The following is a 17,147-nucleotide window of genomic DNA, read 5'->3' as shown; positions in this document are numbered from 1 at the left end:
GGCTTAATATAAATATATGGAAGAAAAAAATCATTTGCCGAAAAACAATAACGGCAACAAGCCTAAATTCCGTTTCAACCTGTATTGGATGTACGGAATTGTTTTTGTCGCCCTGATGGGACTGTATCTGATGAACGATTTCTCGGCTTCGAAGGAGTTGGGATGGACGGAATTTCAGCAGTTAGCTGCCGACGATGTGTTCGACAAAATGGTCGTCCACAATCGCAAAAACCTTTTGGAGGCGACTGTCAAGAGTGACCACCGGAAACGGATTTTTACCCGCGAAGAAGAACAGTTCGGTACCGAAGCAAAGGTGTATGTCAAAATCCCTTCGGCCGATAAGTTCTCAGATTTTTACGACAAAATGGTGGCCGAAAAACAAATCTCGGCACAGTTAAGTTTCAAGGAAGGAGATGATACGCTGTGGAACTTACTCATATCTATCGGGCCTTTCATTATCATCATTTTACTGTGGCTGTTCTTTATGCGCCGCATGGCGGGAGGAGCAACCGGAGGACCGGGCGGTGTTTTCAACGTAGGAAAATCAAAGGCACAACTCTTCGATAAAAATTCGCATGTCAAAGTGACATTTAAAGACGTGGCCGGACTCGTCGAAGCCAAACAGGAAGTAGAAGAAATCGTTTCGTTCCTCAAAAATCCGGGAAAATATACCGAATTAGGTGGAAAAATTCCCAAAGGGGCTTTGTTGGTAGGGCCTCCGGGAACAGGAAAAACACTCTTAGCCAAGGCTGTAGCTGGCGAAGCACATGTCCCGTTTTTCTCCCTCTCCGGTTCGGACTTTGTAGAAATGTTTGTCGGGGTCGGTGCCTCGCGTGTGCGCGATTTATTTCGTCAGGCAAAAGAAAAAGCGCCTTGTATCGTGTTTATCGACGAGATCGATGCCGTTGGACGAGCTCGCGGTAAGAATGCCAATATGACAAGCAATGATGAACGTGAAAGCACGCTGAACCAGTTGCTGACCGAAATGGACGGCTTCGGGTCGAACAGCGGGGTGATTATCCTCGCCGCCACGAACCGCGCCGATGTGCTCGACAAAGCGCTATTGCGTGCGGGACGTTTCGATCGTCAAATCCATGTCGAACTACCTGATCTGAACGAACGGAAAGAAATCTTTGGCGTACATCTTCGCCCGATTAAAATCGATTCATCGGTCGATACCGATTTTCTGGCACGCCAGACACCGGGCTTCTCAGGAGCAGATATTGCCAACGTATGCAACGAAGCCGCGCTGATTGCTGCTCGAAACGGAAAAAATTTCGTACAGAAAGAAGATTTTATGAATGCCGTTGACCGGATCATCGGTGGTCTGGAAAAGCGGACAAGAATCACTACCGCGAGGGAACGTAAAAGCATAGCCTATCACGAGGCCGGCCACGCTTCCATCAGTTGGTTGCTGGAACATGCGAACCCGCTCGTCAAAGTAACCATTGTCCCCAGAGGGAAGGCGCTTGGAGCGGCATGGTACCTGCCGGAAGAGCGACAGATTACCACGCGCGACCAACTGTTAGACGAAATGTGTGCGACGCTTGGCGGACGCGCGGCAGAAGAAGTTTTCCTCGGCGAAATCTCTACCGGAGCTTCGAACGACCTGGAGCGTGTTACCAAACAAGCATATGCCATGGTCACCTATTTCGGTATGAGCGAGCGACTGCCAAACCTGAATTATTATGATTCGACCGGGCAAGAATGGGGCTTTACGAAACCCTACAGTGAGGAAACGGCACAATTGATCGATAAAGAAGTGCAGGGTATGATTAACGAACAGTTTGAACGCGCCAAACGCATTCTAACCGAGCATGCTGAACAACACAATCAATTGGCCGAAAAACTACTGGTAGCCGAAGTTATCTATTCGGAAGATTTGGAAGCGATTTTTGGCAAACGACCCTGGATTTCACGTTCACAGGAAATTATGGATCAGCAAGATGCGTCAACGCTCCAGCTGCCTCCTATGCCGGAATCGGCAAAAAAGACGAAAACGAAAGTGGGCTTTTAAAAGACGCTGTACTTTGAAAAAATTATTCGTCAGAACAGTAACCGGAATTGTGTATGTAGCCGTCATCGTACTTGCGATGACGCTACATCCGTATACTTTCCTCGCCTTGTTTACGCTTGTCGTAGGTCTTTCCCTGCACGAGTTTCAAGTACTCATAAGGCATAGCAACGGAACGGAAACCTCCGCCTCACATTATAAAAAGTCCTTCTTCCGATGGTTGGAAATCGCTGGAGGAATATATCTTTTTGCCGCTTCTTTTTTCTACGCAAGCGGACAGGCATCAGAAATAATTTATGCGCCATATTTGCTTTTTCTGATCTTCGTCTTGATTGCAGGCTTATACCATAAAGAAGAAAATCCGGTAAACCGTTGGGCTACGACATTCTTCTTGCAGTTCTATGGTTCCGGACTGTTTTCCATGCTAAACTTTGTAATGTTTGATCCGACAGACAAAGCATATTACCCTTATTATGGACTGTTTATCTTTATTTTTATCTGGCTCAATGATACCGGCGCTTATCTGGTGGGCACGACATTCGGCAAACGACGGATGTTCCCGCGTGTTTCTCCGCTGAAATCATGGGAAGGATTCGCCGGCGGGCTTGTCATTGCGTGGATGGCAGCGTTGACGTTGGCTTATTTTTATCCGGCGGTGAACTGGTATCACTGGATCGCTTTTGCAACGATTATCGTGATATTCGGCACGTGGGGAGATCTCGTTGAGTCGCTGATAAAACGTACCTACGGCGTCAAGGACTCCGGAACGCTTCTTCCGGGACATGGTGGCATATTAGACCGCTTCGACAGCATGATGCTGGCCACGCCCGCCATCTGGGTTTATCTGAGATTTTTCATTCAAAATTAAACGTCAGCACGATCAAACGTGAAGTAGCTTTCGACAGTGCCTCAGTATACACCCGATCCGACTCACTGATCAAATCACTGCGGTCTTTTTGCAGTACATCAGCCAGTCCGAAACAAAACTTCAACTCGGGACACAACTTAAAATAAGGCAAATAAATATCACATCCAAACCCAATCTCTACTCCATAATCCAATGGTTTTAACAAAACCGGAGTTTCTTTTTTACGCCCCATGTCGAAATGGGTAAAAACCCCGCCAAGCAAGTAAGGACGATAGTTATTGAGTCGCACCGCCGTATATTTCAGATCGAGCGGCAAGGCAAGATAATTCGATCGGATCGAAGTGGTAAACGTAGCTTGCGAGTTGGCGGTCCGTGCGTCAATAAAAGTAAACTTCTTATCGCCAAAGTGAACGGTAGGCGTAAAACGCAGATTCAAATATTGATTGATATATAAATTTCCAATCACTCCGACACTGAATCCGGGCGAATAAGAGGGAATTTCGGCAAACCACGTTCTTCCGTCAGACGTCGTCACCCCCGAATGCGTTAAAATCAAATCCTGGGTATGCATCCCGACATGAAACCCGAAATGATACCGCTTCATATCGGCATACGGTTGATTCTTGGGTCTTTGTCGCTGAGCGTAAAGACTCGAAACAGCCATCATCCATGCCGATAATATAATCAATGTGCTTCGTTTCAATTTGCTTCTAATTTGTATGAATAACGGAAGAAGAAAAAAGTTATTGCAGCAAACGAAGTAATAAAAAAGAGAATAAAAAGAGACAAACATTTTTTTTAATCGGAAGAATCGTTTACTTTTGCATTGTTTTAACTTTAAAAAATAAAAGAAAATGGCTTACGTAATTAGTGAAGATTGTATTGCATGTGGTACATGTATTGATGAATGTCCGGTAGAAGCAATTTCTGAGGGAGATATCTACCGCATCGATCCGGAAGTATGCACCGATTGTGGAACATGCGCAGAAGCATGTCCGACGAGTGCAATCAGCCCGGGGGCTTAATCAAGAAGAAAAGCTAAAAAACCAAAGCGTAGAGTATGTGATTCATTCCTTACTCTACGTTTTTTTCTTGTAGATTGCAACCGACCTTGAGCAACCCGTCGCGCCGAAAAAAATCCATCATCCCCTCTCCTCCTTTCCACAAGCGACATCTTAATTTTGTAACGATGAAACCTGTCCCCCCCAAAAGCAATGAACGCAAAAGCAAAGTTAGACAATTTGGAGCACTCTATAAAGCATCATATTTTTCTTTTCGGAAAACTTTCTACAAATTGGAAAAACTCAATCTACTTATATAAAACAAACTAACATATGAAATCAGAAAACTTTTCAACATCCACATCTTTTTTCATAGAATAATTTAGCAAAGAAAATAAAGAATAACTACTTTTGTACCCCAAAGAAGACAACAAATAAACAGAAGAGATATGGGCTTGAAAACGTACACTTTCGACGAGGCTTACCAAGCATCGTTAGATTATTTCACGGGTGATGAATTGGCTGCAAAAGTCTGGGTAAATAAATATGCGCTGAAAGACGCGTTCGGAAATATTTACGAACAAACTCCCACAGACATGCACCGTCGTCTGGCCAGAGAGATTGCCCGTACGGAAGCAAAATATCCGAATCCGTTGTCGGAGCAGGAACTGTTCGAACTTTTCGATCACTTCCGATACATCGTACCACAGGGAAGTCCGATGACGGGCATCGGCAACGATTTTCAGATCGCCTCGTTGTCAAACTGTTTCGTAGTTGGCGTAGAAGGTAATGCCGATTCGTACGGCGCGGTGATTCGCATTGATGAAGAACAGGTGCAACTAATGAAACGTCGAGGAGGTGTGGGGCATGATTTATCGCATATTCGCCCGAAAGGTTCGCCCGTAAAAAACTCGGCGCTTACTTCCACTGGACTGGTGCCTTTTATGGAGCGGTATTCGAATTCGACACGCGAAGTCGCTCAGGATGGGCGGCGCGGCGCGTTGATGTTAAGTGTTTCCATCAAACATCCCGACGCCGAATCGTTTATCGATGCGAAAATGACGGAAGGAAAAGTAACGGGAGCGAACGTGTCCGTCAAAATCGACGACGAATTTATGGAAGCTGTGGTGAGCGGTTCCATGTATCACCAGCAATACCCGATTGCCGGAGACAATCCGATGGTTACGAAGCTTATCGATGCAAGGTCACTATGGAAAAAAATCATTCATAATGCCTGGAAATCCGCCGAACCGGGGGTGTTATTCTGGGATACGATTCTTAGGGAATCAGTGCCCGACTCGTATGCCGACTTAGGCTTCCGTACGGTCTCAACTAATCCGTGCGGCGAAATACCGCTTTGCCCGTATGACAGCTGCCGGCTGCTGGCGATTAACCTCTACTCGTATGTTGTGAACCCGTTCAGTCGTGACGCTTATTTCGACTTCGATCTGTTTAAAAAACACGTTGCGCTGGCACAACGCATCATGGACGACATTATCGATCTGGAATCGGAGAAGATTGAAAAGATTCTGGAAAAAATCGCCTCCGACCCGGAAGGAGAGGATATCAAGCGTACGGAACGTGAGCTGTGGCAGAGAATTCAGCAAAAGACATTGGCCGGAAGGCGTACGGGAGTTGGAATCACGGCCGAAGGCGATATGTTGGCGGCTTTGAACCTGCGGTATGGAACAGAAGAAGCAACCAACTTCGCGGAAAAGATTCAAAAGACGCTGGCGCTGGCAGCCTATGGCTCGTCGGTCGAAATGGCCAAAGAACGCGGTGCCTTCGAAATTTACGACGCCAAACGCGAAGAGCGTAATCCGTTTATCTTGCGATTAAAGAAAGAATCTCCCGCCTTGTATGACGACATGGTAAAATATGGGCGTCGCAACATCGCGTGTCTGACCATCGCACCGACCGGCACGACCAGCCTGATGACCCAAACCACTTCGGGCATTGAACCCGTATTCTTACCGGTTTACAAACGTCGGCGTAAAGTCAATCCGAACGACGCAGATGTGCATATAGATTATGTAGACGAAACGGGCGATGCTTTCGAAGAATATATCGTCTTTCATCACAAATTCGTCACGTGGATGCTGGCTAACGGCTATTCGGCAACAAAGAAATACACCACAGAGGAAATCGACAATCTCGTTGCGCACTCCCCTTATTACAAAGCAACGTCGAACGATGTGGATTGGGTACAAAAAGTACGCATGCAGGGACGTATCCAGAAATGGGTCGATCATTCGATTAGCGTGACGATCAATCTGCCGAACGACGTGTCGGAAGAAATGGTCGATAAATTATATGTAGAAGCATGGCGTTCGGGCTGCAAAGGATGTACGGTTTATCGCGACGGATCACGCTCGGGGGTATTGCTGTCGACAGAAAAGAAGAAGAAAAACGAAGACTGCATGGAGCCCCCGGTCATTGTCTCGACACGTCCGAAGGAGCTGGAAGCCGATGTGGTGAAGTTCCAGAACAATCGTGAAAAATGGATCGCCTTCGTCGGATTGATGAACGGACGTCCGTACGAAATTTTTACCGGTCTGGCCGATGACGAAGAAGGCATCATGCTGCCGAAAACAGTAGAAAAAGGAAGCATTATCAAAAGCTACGACGCGGACGGACGCAAGCATTATGACTTTCAGTTTAAGAACAAGCGTGGTTTTAAGATGACGCTCGAAGGTCTGGACAGCAAATTCGAACCCGAATATTGGAATTATGCCAAACTGATTTCGGGCGTTTTACGCTATGGGATGCCCATCAGTCAGGTCATCAAGCTGGTACAGGAGATGGAGCTGAATAATGAATCGATTAACACGTGGAAAAACGGCGTGGCACGCGCATTGAAAAAATACCTGCCCAACGGTACGGAACTGAAAGGACAGAAATGCCCGAACTGCGACTACGAAACCCTCGTTTATCAAGAAGGCTGCCTGATCTGCAAAAACTGTGGCGCCTCGCGGTGCGGATAGACATTGAGCGATGAACCTATCCTTTCATATCGGTTACCGGACATACCGGCAACAGAAGATGCGCGTATGTGGTTCCATTCCCGAACTGGGGGGGGGCGAGCCGGTCATGGCGAAAGAAATGGCTTGTACAGATGGCGAACATTGGTCGTTGCAGCTCGAACTGCCCGACGACATAGCCGAAATCGAGTATCACTATATACTGACGGATATAGACGGCAAAGTGACCACCGAGCCGTGGGATCGAAAACATCGCATCGTTTTCGACCGTATTGCGTCAAGTTTCTGTTTGTATGACTATTGGCGCGAAGAACCGAAGAATATCGCGCTGTACACTTCGGCGTTCACGAAGAATCTGTTTGCTCATAACGAGTCCGAACCGATTTATGAGCAGCCCGATCGCTGCCTGATCATCCGGCTTCCGAACCCTCGGGTGCAGAAGAATCAGCGCGTAGCTCTTGCCGGCAATCAAGCATGCCTCGGGCATTGGGATACGACACAAGCGAAACTTCTACGTCCGTGCGGTGCTGCGGAATGGGAAGTTTACCTCAATGCCGATGAGATCCGTTATCCGTTTGAGTACAAATTTTTCGTTTGTGATGAAACGAAGCAGGTCTGCCATTGGGAAAAAGGAAGTAACCGTGTACTGAGAGAGGCACCGTCAGAGACATCCGAGATCACCGTGATTTCAGAATATCCGTATCGCGAAGATTTGCCGGAGTGGAAAGGAGCAGGAACCGTCATCCCTGTTTTTTCGTTACGTTCGGAGCAGAGTTTTGGAGTCGGCGACCTGCATGACCTGCAATTACTCATCGATTGGGCGGAACAGACAAAGCAATGCGTCATTCAAGTACTCCCGATGAACGACACCACCCGTACCCATACGTGGAGAGACTCTTATCCTTACAGTGCCATCTCGATTTATGCCCTGCACCCGATGTATATCTCGCTATACGACATGGGCATCCTCAACGATCCGGAGCGGATGGCCTATTTTCGAGAGAAGCAAATTACGCTGAACAACAGGGAAGATGTCGATTACGAAGCGGTTGAACGTTACAAGACGGCGTATTGCCGGGCTTTCTTTGAACAAGAAGGTGTAACCGTCTTATCGGGCAACGATTTCAAGCGTTTTTGGGAAGGCAACCGGAAGTGGCTGACTCCATACGCGGCATTTTGTTATTTACGTGACCAATATCGCACGGCCGATTTTTCCAAATGGGAAAAAGATGCGATATACAACCCATTGCGGATTGACAAACTGTGCGCCGAAAACGGCCCGGCTTACCCGGAAATCGCATACGTCTATTTCTTACAATACGTCTTGCATACCCAATTTCAAGCTGTTTCGAACTATGCCCGCCAAAAAGGGATCATTCTGAAAGGAGACTTGCCGATCGGTATTCACCGAACGAGTGTGGAAGCATGGACAGATACCCGTTACTTTAACATGAACGGTCAAGCAGGCGCTCCCCCCGATGATTTCTCAGCTATGGGGCAAAACTGGTCTTTCCCGACCTATAATTGGGAGATCATGGAAAAAGACGGGTTCGCGTGGTGGAAGAGGCGCTTCGGTAAGATGAGCGATTATTTCGACAGTTTTCGTATCGACCATATTCTCGGGTTCTTTCGCATCTGGGAAATTCCCCTCGATTATGTACAGGGACTGTGCGGTCACTTTCGACCGGCATTGCCGTTGACCGTCGGTGAAATCGAATCGTACGGCCTGACGTTCAGAAAGGAATATACGTCAGCGGTAATTCACCGGAAATACCTGTCGGAGTTATTCGGTGAGCAAACGGAAGTGGTTATCGATCATTACCTCTCTCCCATCGATGCGGAACACATGATGCTGAATCCGTTTTGTGATACCCAACGAAAAATACAGGCACTCTTCGAAGGGCATGAAGACAAAGCGTCCCGACAGATGCAATCCGGTCTCTATGCGCTGGCCAATGAAGTGCTTTTTGTGGAAGACCCCTACGAATCCCGAAAATATCATCCGCGCATCTCGGCCTCGCAGTCATACCGGTATCAGGAACTGACGGAAGCGGAGAAAACGGCTTTCAACAAGCTCTATGCTTACTTTTTTTACGTACGGCATCATGACTTCTGGAAAGCGACGGCGTTAAACAGACTCCGTCCCTTGGTTGCAACGACAGAGATGTTGGTGTGCGGAGAAGATTTAGGAATGATTCCCGATTCCGTACACGAAGTGATGGAAGAACTCCATATCCTGAGTTTGGAGTTGGGCCGCATATCCAAAGCCTTCGGGCAGGAATTTTCCGACTTGAAAACGGTGCCTTACTACTCTGTCTGCACAACTTCAACACACGATATGAGCCCTTTGCGTACATGGTGGAAAGAAGAACCGCAACGTACGCAACGATATGCTCAGTCTGTCTTACAGGGGACTGAATCGACGACAAACGAGTGTACAAGCAAAATAGCCGAGCAAATAATCACGGAGCATCTGCACGCACATTCCATGCTGACCATCCTTCCTTTGCAGGATTGGCTGGCCATAGACGATAAATTGAGACGAAAAGATGCCCGACAAGAGCGCATCAATATCCCGGCTGATCCGGATCATTACTGGTGCTACCGCATACACATTTCGCTCGAACAGCTTTTGCAAGCCTCCGATTTCAATCGAAAAATCTGTGCGATGCTCTCACGGAGTCATCGCACAAATACGATTACTTAATTGGAGTAACGTTTGGTTTTTTGTTTCCGGATGCCGGTATGCCGTCCATTTGGTTTTTGCCGGACATCGTACACGTTCCGTTAAAGTGAGCCCCCGGCTCAATTTCGAGCGTCTGTGTATAAATATCTCCTTTGATAATGGCGGTAGATTTAAAAACCAGCTTTTCCTTGATGCGAATCGAACCTTCGACATCCCCCAATATCTCCGCATTATCCGAGATGATGTTTCCTACGATACTGCCTTTGGGGCCAATGACGATTTTTCCTTTGCAATTGATATCGCCTTCGATTCGTCCGTCCAAACGAAAATCAGAATCCGAAGCGATGCTTCCTGTCACAATTGTTCCGGCAGCTAATACGTTATGTACTCCTCCGCTGCTAATAGGTATTTCTTCATTTTTTGTGCGTACCATGTTTTTTTAATTTGGTTTGTCGCAAATATAGATATTATTCTTTTCAAAGAAAGTTTTTTCGCTTATTTTTACAGACAAATTAACACGTATGAAGGGAAAAATTGAATTACAAGGTATGAAATTCCATGCTTATCATGGGGTTTTGCCGCAGGAAAGACGGGTAGGAGGAGAATTTGTGGTCGATCTGTCTTTTTCGATGTCGCATCTCCAATCTTTACAAACCGACCTGTTGACCGACACCGTCAGCTACGCAGACGTATATGAGCTTGTAAAAGCAGAAATGGCAGTACCGTCGCAATTACTCGAGCATGTAGCCGGACGGATTTCAGCTGCGTTGAAAACACGTTTCCCCGGACTGTCCGGAATTAGACTGAAGATTTCGAAGTTATCTCCTCCGTTGGGAGGTGAAGTGCAAAGCGCATCGGTAATACTTGAAGAGTAAGAAACGACGCAACAAAAACGTGCTTGTACGGTAAAACAAAAAAGCGGTGTGTCATAACGGGCGAACTGCTTCGTTGCTTGCGGAATGTGAGCTCGGTCACATACCTTAGTATGCTCCCTCGCCCTCATCCTTAGCGCCCCCCAATTTCACCCTTTCTTACACACCTAAAGAGGGTGTGCCCAAACATTGCGTTTCGACACACCCTCTTCTTTAAGAAAAGAAACGTCTTCTTACTTAACCGCTTTAGCCAAAGTAGCGCCCGGCTTGAATTTAACTACTTCACGAGCCGGGATGTTAATTGCTTTCTTCGTCTGCGGATTCACACCTTTGCGAGCGGCCTTCTTTACCACCGAAAAAGAACCGAATCCTAAAATGGACACTTTTTCGCCTTTCTTCATCTCGCCCTGAATCGTTTTGATCATAGCTTCAACGGCTTTTTTTCCGTCCACTTTGCTTAAGCCCGCTTTTGCGGCAACAGCATCAATAAATTCTGTTTTGTTCATAATGTTGTAATTAAAAAGTAATAAAAAGTTTTAATCAATAATCTACCAGTTTTATCCTTTTATTTTATTTGACGGCTCAAATATAGTTTTAAAATTCGATTACAGATAAAAACAAGACATTTTTTTCTCCGAAAACACAATTTTCTACTAAAATCAAGTGCAAAAGCCAAAAATATGCATTATTTTTGCCTCAAAACAAGAAACAGATGACAAGGCAAAACAGATTCGGACTGGCTCAAAGCATCCCTCCGGTGACTCAGAATTTAATTATAATTAACGCTCTGTGTTGGCTGGCGACCTTAGTATTACCCAAATTCGGCATAGACCTGATCGACTGGTTAGGACTCCATTTCCCCGGGACAAAAGGATTCAAATTACATCAATTGATCACATACATGTTCATGCATGATACCGGTTCGTTCGGACATATTTTCTTCAACATGTTCGCAGTTTTCATGTTTGGACGGATTCTGGAAGTCACTTGGGGAGCGAAACGCTTTCTGACCTTCTATCTGGTGACCGGTATCGGCGCCGCTCTGGTACAGGAGTTGACCTGGCTTTACCAGATTCACTCGCTGGCCGTCGCGAACGGCATTTCCATCTCGCAACAAATTGCGATGGACCCGGGAGTAAGCGCGCTCGTAACGATCGGAGCCTCCGGAGCTGTGTTCGGTATTTTGCTCGCTTTCGGCATGCTCTTTCCCAACGCGCCTTTGTATCTCATGTTCATACCGATTCCCATCAAAGCCAAATATTTTGTGATCGGATATGGGTTGATCGAGTTGTTTATGGGAGTCTCTAATTTCAGCAACGACAATGTGGCTCACTTTGCCCACCTGGGAGGGATGCTGTTCGGATTTTTCCTGATTCTGTATTGGAAAAAGAAAAATAGAGACCATGGACAATTTTTTTATTAGAATCAAACAATCGTTTGCCGAAGGAAATATTCTCACGAAACTTATATATATTAATGTAGGGATATTCCTGCTTGTCCGGCTGGCCATTGTCGGTCTGCAACTCTTCGAGATCGACTCCGGCACCTTTCTCACTTACCTGCAACTTCCGTCTTCGTTCGCGGTACTTCTCTACAGACCGTGGACCTTACTGACCTACATGTTTTTGCACACGGACTTCCTGCATCTGCTGTTCAACATGTTGTGGTTATACTGGTTCGGCCGTATCGCGATGGAGTTTTTCAACGGGCGACAGTTGACGGGCATCTATATTTCGGGCGGGATAGCCGGCGCCTTGATGTATATGCTGGCCTATCATTTTTTTCCGTATTTCCGTAACAGGGAGACGCTTGCTTTTCTGATGGGCGCTTCGGCCTCGGTCATGGCCATTGTCTTCGCCGTTTCGTTCTACCGCAAAGATTACGAACTTCGGCTGATGTTTATCGGGCGGATACGGCTGCTCTACCTTGCCCTTTTCGCCTTCATCATCGATTTTCTCTCGATCACGTCCGACAATGCCGGCGGGCATATCGCCCATATCGGAGGAGCATTGTGGGGGATGCTGTTCGCTTTCCGGTTCAAGCAGGGAAAAGACTTGACGGTTTATCTGAACCGTTTGATCGACCGGATAGTCAATTTGCGAAAGAGCCGGCGGCCGCGCATGAAAGTAAGCTACGGGCGACGGCCGGAGACGGATCAGGAATACCGTGCACGCAAACAGGCCGAATCGCAGGCGTTGGATGCGATCTTGGACAAGTTGAAACGTTCCGGCTACGAGAGCCTTTCGGCCGAAGAGAAAAAAGCTTTGTTCGATGCCAGTAAGAAGTAGAAATGAAAGTATTCCGTTTCATACACACCTTGCTTGCCATTCTCAACGGCGTCGTTGTTCTTCTGCTCCTTTTATCGGCATTCTCCGATCTGGTATCGCCGGCCGATTATTTGCTGTTCGCTTATCTGGGACTCGCGTTCCCGCTTTTTCTGCTCCTCAACGCCGGCTTTCTGCTCTTCTGGCTGATCACGCGCAAATGGAACCATGCCTTCGTCATCTTATGCTCCCTTCTGGTTTGCTGGAAACCGGTCAAGCAATACATACCGTTTCATTTACAGGTGGGGCAACCTCCTCGCGAAGAACTGATCAAGGTATTAACGTATAATGTGATGTGTTTCGGATATAAGGATCATACGGCCGATCAGCCGAACCCGATCATCCGGTACATTGCCGAATCGGGTGCGGATATCGTCTGTATGCAGGAATATCTGGAAGGACATACCGATATTCTGACGGAGAACAAAATCGCCCGGGCGCTGAGCATGTATCCTTACCATTTTCATGTGCCGCTCGTGCATTATCCGCGTTATACAACCGGACTGGCCATTTATTCGAAATACCCGATACGCAGTTCGCGCAAGATACGTTACGACAGTTCGTTCAACGGATCGGCGGTGCATGAACTCAATGTGAAGGGCAAGAAAGTGATTGTGGTAAACAACCATTTAGAGTCGTTCAAGTTTACGGTCGAAGACCGTTCGAAATATTCCGAATTTATCCGCAACGCCAATACCGGTACGTTCGACAATATCCGGGGGGCATTGGAGCAGAAGATGGGACAGGCTTTCCGGATTCGGGCGGAGCAGGCCGATATCATTGCAGACGAGATCAACGCCTTGCAAGGTGATTACCTGATTGTGTGCGGCGACTTCAACGACACGCCGATCTCGTATGCCCGCAGAAGGATACAAGGACCGCTGCGGGATGCATACGTCGAATCGGGGCGGGGTGTGGGCGTAAGTTATAACGAAAACATGTTTTGGTTCCGTATCGATCATATCTTACATTCGCCCAATATGACGGCCTACCGGGCGACCGTCGATCGGGTCAAGCTCTCAGACCATTACCCGGTATGGTGTTATCTGAAGCCGGAATAGCTTCCGGGGGAGAGCTCTCTTCTCAAATAAAAATATACTTCAGCACAAACAGCACAGCCAGCACGTACATGGCCGGGGTCAGCTTCCGGTATTTCCGGCCGAGCAGGTTCAACAGCACGTAGCTGATGATACCGATCAGGATACCGTCCGAAATACTATACGTGAGCGGCATGAGGATAAGACATATAAACGCCGGAATCGCTTCGGAATAGTCTTCGAAGTCGATATCTTTGATGGGGCTGAGCATAAACAGTCCGACGATGACGAGCACGGGGCACGTGGCCGCTCCGGGAATCGCCAGAAAAATCGGCGCGAAGAGCAAGGCCGCGGCAAAGCAGACGGCCGTGGTGAAGGCCGTCAGTCCGGAGCGTCCGCCCTGCGCCACACCCGAAGCGCTTTCGACGTAGGTCGTTACCGTACTCGAGCCCAGCAGGGCCCCGAAAGTCGTGCCGAGAGCATCGGCCATAAAGGCTTTCCGGAGGCGGGGCACTTTACCGTCTTTGATCATCCCGGCCTTCGTCGATACGCCCACCAAGGTACCGATTGTATCGAACATATCGATAAAGAGGAACGTAAAGATGACGATCAGCATATCGATCGTAAAGAGCTGAGAAAAGTCGAACTGAAAGGCAATCGGCGCGATGGAAGGCGGGATGCTCGTCACGCCGCCGTACACGGTCAGTCCCATGGGGATGCCGATCAGGGCGGTACCGAGGATACCGAGCAGCAGGGCGCCGCGCACATTGAGAATCAGCAGCACGCTGGTCAGCACGATCCCGATGACCGAGAGCAGACCGGCCCCGTGGGTGATCGTACCCAACGTCACGAACGTCGCGTCGCTATGCACGATCACGCCGCCGTTTTTCAGCCCGATGAAAGCGATATACAATCCGATTCCCGGTCCGATGGCATTACGGAGCGAAGCCGGGATGGCATGGACGATCATATCGCGCAGGTTCGTTACCGTGAGCAGAATAAAAATCAATCCTTCGATAAAGACAGCCGCCAGAGCAAACTGCCAACTGTAGCCCATCGTCATGCAGACCGTATAGGCGAAGAAGGCGTTAAGTCCCATGCCGGGCGCCAGCGCGAACGGCATTTTGGCGTAGAGCGCCATGACGAGCGTAGCCAGCACGGCCACGATGGCGGTAGTCGTAAAGACGGCGCCTTTGTCCATCCCTACCGATCCGAGAATATTCGGATTCACGGCCAGGATATAGGCCATGGTCAGGAACGTCGTGATTCCCGCGAGTATTTCTGTTTTGACATTCATGGTTCGAGGATCGAACCCGAAGAGTTTGGATAAGTTCATAGCTGTAAAATCATTATTTTGTTACGGTTTAGAAGCTCCATTTCATAGCCAGCGTAGGAATCACGAAGAGGCCGTCGCGTCCGGCGAAATCGTAACTGACTTCGACTTCACTGCCTAAGCTGAGGTTAAATTTTTCGTCGACGCCTTTGAACCGGTTCAGGTTGACCCAGAACTGCGGTTCGCTCAGGAACACGAAGTCGCCCACGGCACTCGGTTCGCGCCACCAGTCGGCAAATCCCATGAAACTGCATTTTCCGTCGGCAAAATGGAGGTACCACGTGGCCGTCAGCTGAAAGTTATTCGGTTCGTTGGCTTTCTGGATGTATTTATACAGGGCCGAGAGCGTAAACCCGCGTGTGAACTGAGCGTTATTGTAGCTGTACGTAGGGCCGGCCAGATACGCGTTTTTAACGAACGGCAGTCCGCCGTTATATTCGAGATGCGCCGAGATCGGGCCTTTCCAGAATTTCAGTTCGCGGCTGATTTCCCAATAGGCCGAAGCCACACCGTCCGACTTGTAATCCATATCGACAAAGAAGAACGTACTGCCCCATTTGTCGGGTTTAAACATTTCGACGGTCGTAGTCCAAAGCGGACGGCTGCCTAACTTGTCGTTCGTGGCCCGTCCGAAGTCGTAATGCACCTGCACGTTCTGTGCCTGTAATGCTCCGCAAAGCAAAAGGGCTGCGCCCAGCAGCCCGTGTTTGATGATCGTTTTCATTGTTTATTTTCGTTTTTGATAAAAGCGCACCCAGTCGATTTGCATCTCGACCGGCAGATGAGCCGGTTCAACACGCCCCACCCATTGTCCGCCTAGCTGCATGTCGAGCAGCAGGTAAAACTCGCGGTCGAACGGAAATTGTCCCTCCTTGTCCGTTTCGATGCGGGGATAGGTAAACGTATGATGGTTATTGATGTAGAACGAAACGCTGTCGGGATACAGTTCGACGGCGTACGTATTGTAATCGTCCGCCCGAATGGCGCCGGTAGCTCCTTTAGGCGGATACGTTTCCTTCAGCACGTGCGTGTAATGCGAATGGACGGTCTGGTAGGCGATGCGTTCGTCGTTGAGTCGCTCCATGATATCGATTTCGCCGCCTCCGGGCCATTGCGCCCCGTCGAACGGAAGAAGCCAGAAAGCCGGCCACGCGCCCGTGGCGTTCCCCAACTTGGCATGGATTTCGAGGCGTCCGTGAGCGAAACCGACCTTGTTTTTCGTATACAGTCCGCCGGTGAGGAATCGGGCCGTATCTTCGGGCAGGCTGTAATTGTTCAGTCCCCGCAGCGTAAGCAGTCCGCCGCCCACGTGATAGCACGAATCGAAGTCGCTCATATAATTATTCCAGTCCGATTTTCCGCGCGGAATTTTACTCCAGCGTGACAAGTCGAACGTATCGCCGTCGAAATTTTCTTCCCACACCAACTGCCACGAGTCATCCACCTTCTCCGAACAAGCCGTACAGGCGAGCATGACCACAGCAACAAGCCCTAAAGCGCAAAGTACACGTTTCGTCATACCAGTGTTTTTTTATTTCCGGATATTTTTAGCGGCGAAAATCATCATCAGAATCAGATTGACGATCAAGACTCCGCCGCAGCAGAGTACATAAAACGCCATCCATTCTTTCTCCGGGCGCAACACGAAGTAAGCGACCGCGCTCGCCACGCCAATCAGCACGATTAACACCGACAATATCCGTAAGATGATTTTTCTTTTTCCCATTTTGCGGGCGAAGATATTATATTTTATTGGCATTTCTTCACCCGACAAACAAAAAAATGCCGCTACCCTGTTATTTTTTTTATACATTGTATAATATATCCGCAGAAATATGTATCTTTACCCCCGCGACCGGACAAAAGAAAGGAGGAGAAACACGAAAACCGGCCGCGACACGTTTCGCCAAGCGGGAGAAACGGTCGAAGAAAAGGAAGGAAAAGCATTCAGAGAGTTTTAGCAGCTTTCATTAGCAAAAGATCATTCAGAACTCTCTGAAAGGTAAAAAAGTTCGTCGGCAAGGTTTCAGA

General features: G+C 48.2%; 16 protein-coding genes. 9 read left to right on the top strand and 7 right to left on the bottom strand.

What is annotated here, in order from left to right:
- Positions 1–16: 16 nt before the first annotated feature.
- Complete coding sequence (ftsH, locus tag Q4A89_RS06040; protein WP_303184337.1) at positions 17–2,017, top strand: ATP-dependent zinc metalloprotease FtsH; 2,001 nt, start codon at positions 17–19, stop codon at positions 2,015–2,017.
- Positions 2,018–2,030: 13 nt separating this feature from the next.
- Positions 2,031–2,882 carry a phosphatidate cytidylyltransferase gene (locus Q4A89_RS06035; protein ID WP_303184336.1) on the top strand — a complete coding sequence of 284 codons (852 nt, stop codon included), beginning with the start codon at positions 2,031–2,033 and terminating at the stop codon, positions 2,880–2,882.
- Here the strand turns inward: Q4A89_RS06035 and Q4A89_RS06030 are convergent.
- Complete coding sequence (locus Q4A89_RS06030; RefSeq protein WP_303184350.1) at positions 2,869–3,549, bottom strand: porin family protein; 681 nt, start codon at positions 3,547–3,549, stop codon at positions 2,869–2,871. The two genes, Q4A89_RS06035 and Q4A89_RS06030, sit on opposite strands and share 14 nt — an antisense overlap.
- Before the next feature lie 187 nt (positions 3,550–3,736).
- Here Q4A89_RS06030 and Q4A89_RS06025 point away from each other — a divergent pair, with 187 nt between their 5' ends.
- The 3 genes from Q4A89_RS06025 to Q4A89_RS06015 all read left to right on the top strand — a co-directional run bounded on the left by Q4A89_RS06025 (position 3,737) and on the right by Q4A89_RS06015 (position 9,571).
- Entirely contained in the window at positions 3,737–3,907 is a 171-nt protein-coding gene (locus tag Q4A89_RS06025) for a DUF362 domain-containing protein (protein WP_303184335.1), read from the top strand.
- A 425-nt stretch (positions 3,908–4,332) separates the two neighbouring features.
- Entirely contained in the window at positions 4,333–6,867 is a 2,535-nt protein-coding gene (locus tag Q4A89_RS06020) for an adenosylcobalamin-dependent ribonucleoside-diphosphate reductase (RefSeq protein ID WP_303184334.1), read from the top strand.
- 10 nt (positions 6,868–6,877) lie between these two features.
- Positions 6,878–9,571 carry a 4-alpha-glucanotransferase gene (locus Q4A89_RS06015; RefSeq protein ID WP_303184333.1) on the top strand — a complete coding sequence of 898 codons (2,694 nt, stop codon included), beginning with the start codon at positions 6,878–6,880 and terminating at the stop codon, positions 9,569–9,571.
- Here the strand turns inward: Q4A89_RS06015 and Q4A89_RS06010 are convergent.
- Positions 9,564–9,983, bottom strand: coding sequence for a polymer-forming cytoskeletal protein (locus tag Q4A89_RS06010; RefSeq protein ID WP_303184332.1), 420 nt, complete (start codon positions 9,981–9,983; stop codon positions 9,564–9,566). The genes Q4A89_RS06015 and Q4A89_RS06010 overlap by 8 nt on opposite strands.
- Before the next feature lie 88 nt (positions 9,984–10,071).
- Here Q4A89_RS06010 and folB point away from each other — a divergent pair, with 88 nt between their 5' ends.
- Positions 10,072–10,425 carry a dihydroneopterin aldolase gene (folB, locus tag Q4A89_RS06005; protein ID WP_303184331.1) on the top strand — a complete coding sequence of 118 codons (354 nt, stop codon included), beginning with the start codon at positions 10,072–10,074 and terminating at the stop codon, positions 10,423–10,425.
- A gap of 230 nt (positions 10,426–10,655) precedes the next feature.
- Here folB and Q4A89_RS06000 read toward each other — a convergent pair whose 3' ends face one another.
- A complete protein-coding gene (locus tag Q4A89_RS06000) occupies positions 10,656–10,928 on the bottom strand; it encodes an HU family DNA-binding protein (protein WP_303184330.1) in 273 nt (90 codons plus the stop codon).
- Positions 10,929–11,134: 206 nt separating this feature from the next.
- On the opposite strand from Q4A89_RS06000, the gene Q4A89_RS05995 reads away from it, so the two are divergent.
- Genes Q4A89_RS05995 through Q4A89_RS05985 form a run of 3 tightly spaced genes read left to right on the top strand, consistent with a single transcriptional unit; the run spans position 11,135 to position 13,807 of the window.
- Positions 11,135–11,845, top strand: coding sequence for a rhomboid family intramembrane serine protease (locus Q4A89_RS05995; RefSeq protein WP_303184329.1), 711 nt, complete (start codon positions 11,135–11,137; stop codon positions 11,843–11,845).
- Positions 11,826–12,710: a rhomboid family intramembrane serine protease gene (locus tag Q4A89_RS05990; protein WP_303184328.1), complete on the top strand. Its 885-nt coding sequence runs from the start codon at positions 11,826–11,828 to the stop codon at positions 12,708–12,710. Before Q4A89_RS05995 ends, Q4A89_RS05990 begins: the two co-directional genes overlap by 20 nt.
- A gap of 2 nt (positions 12,711–12,712) precedes the next feature.
- Complete coding sequence (locus tag Q4A89_RS05985; RefSeq protein ID WP_303184327.1) at positions 12,713–13,807, top strand: endonuclease/exonuclease/phosphatase family protein; 1,095 nt, start codon at positions 12,713–12,715, stop codon at positions 13,805–13,807.
- Positions 13,808–13,829: 22 nt separating this feature from the next.
- Here Q4A89_RS05985 and Q4A89_RS05980 read toward each other — a convergent pair whose 3' ends face one another.
- From Q4A89_RS05980 to Q4A89_RS05965, 4 genes are read right to left on the bottom strand one after another with little or no spacing between them, the layout of a single operon-like run.
- Positions 13,830–15,119, bottom strand: coding sequence for an NCS2 family permease (locus Q4A89_RS05980; protein WP_124751645.1), 1,290 nt, complete (start codon positions 15,117–15,119; stop codon positions 13,830–13,832).
- A gap of 28 nt (positions 15,120–15,147) precedes the next feature.
- The gene (locus tag Q4A89_RS05975; protein WP_303184326.1) at positions 15,148–15,840 is read right to left on the bottom strand and encodes a DUF5020 family protein; all 693 of its coding nucleotides are present in this window, start codon (positions 15,838–15,840) and stop codon (positions 15,148–15,150) included.
- A 3-nt stretch (positions 15,841–15,843) separates the two neighbouring features.
- Positions 15,844–16,590, bottom strand: coding sequence for a glycoside hydrolase family 16 protein (locus Q4A89_RS05970; RefSeq protein ID WP_303184349.1), 747 nt, complete (start codon positions 16,588–16,590; stop codon positions 15,844–15,846).
- 57 nt (positions 16,591–16,647) lie between these two features.
- Positions 16,648–16,875 (bottom strand): hypothetical protein, encoded by a 228-nt coding sequence (locus Q4A89_RS05965; protein WP_124751670.1) that lies wholly within the window; start codon positions 16,873–16,875, stop codon positions 16,648–16,650.
- Between the last annotated feature and the right edge of the window lie 272 nt (positions 16,876–17,147).

Origin of the sequence: Tannerella sp. (genome assembly GCF_030528505.1) — a bacterium.
In the GTDB taxonomy this organism is placed as follows: Bacteria; Bacteroidota; Bacteroidia; order Bacteroidales; family Tannerellaceae; genus Tannerella.
This window is presented reverse-complemented; position numbering and strand designations above follow the sequence as displayed.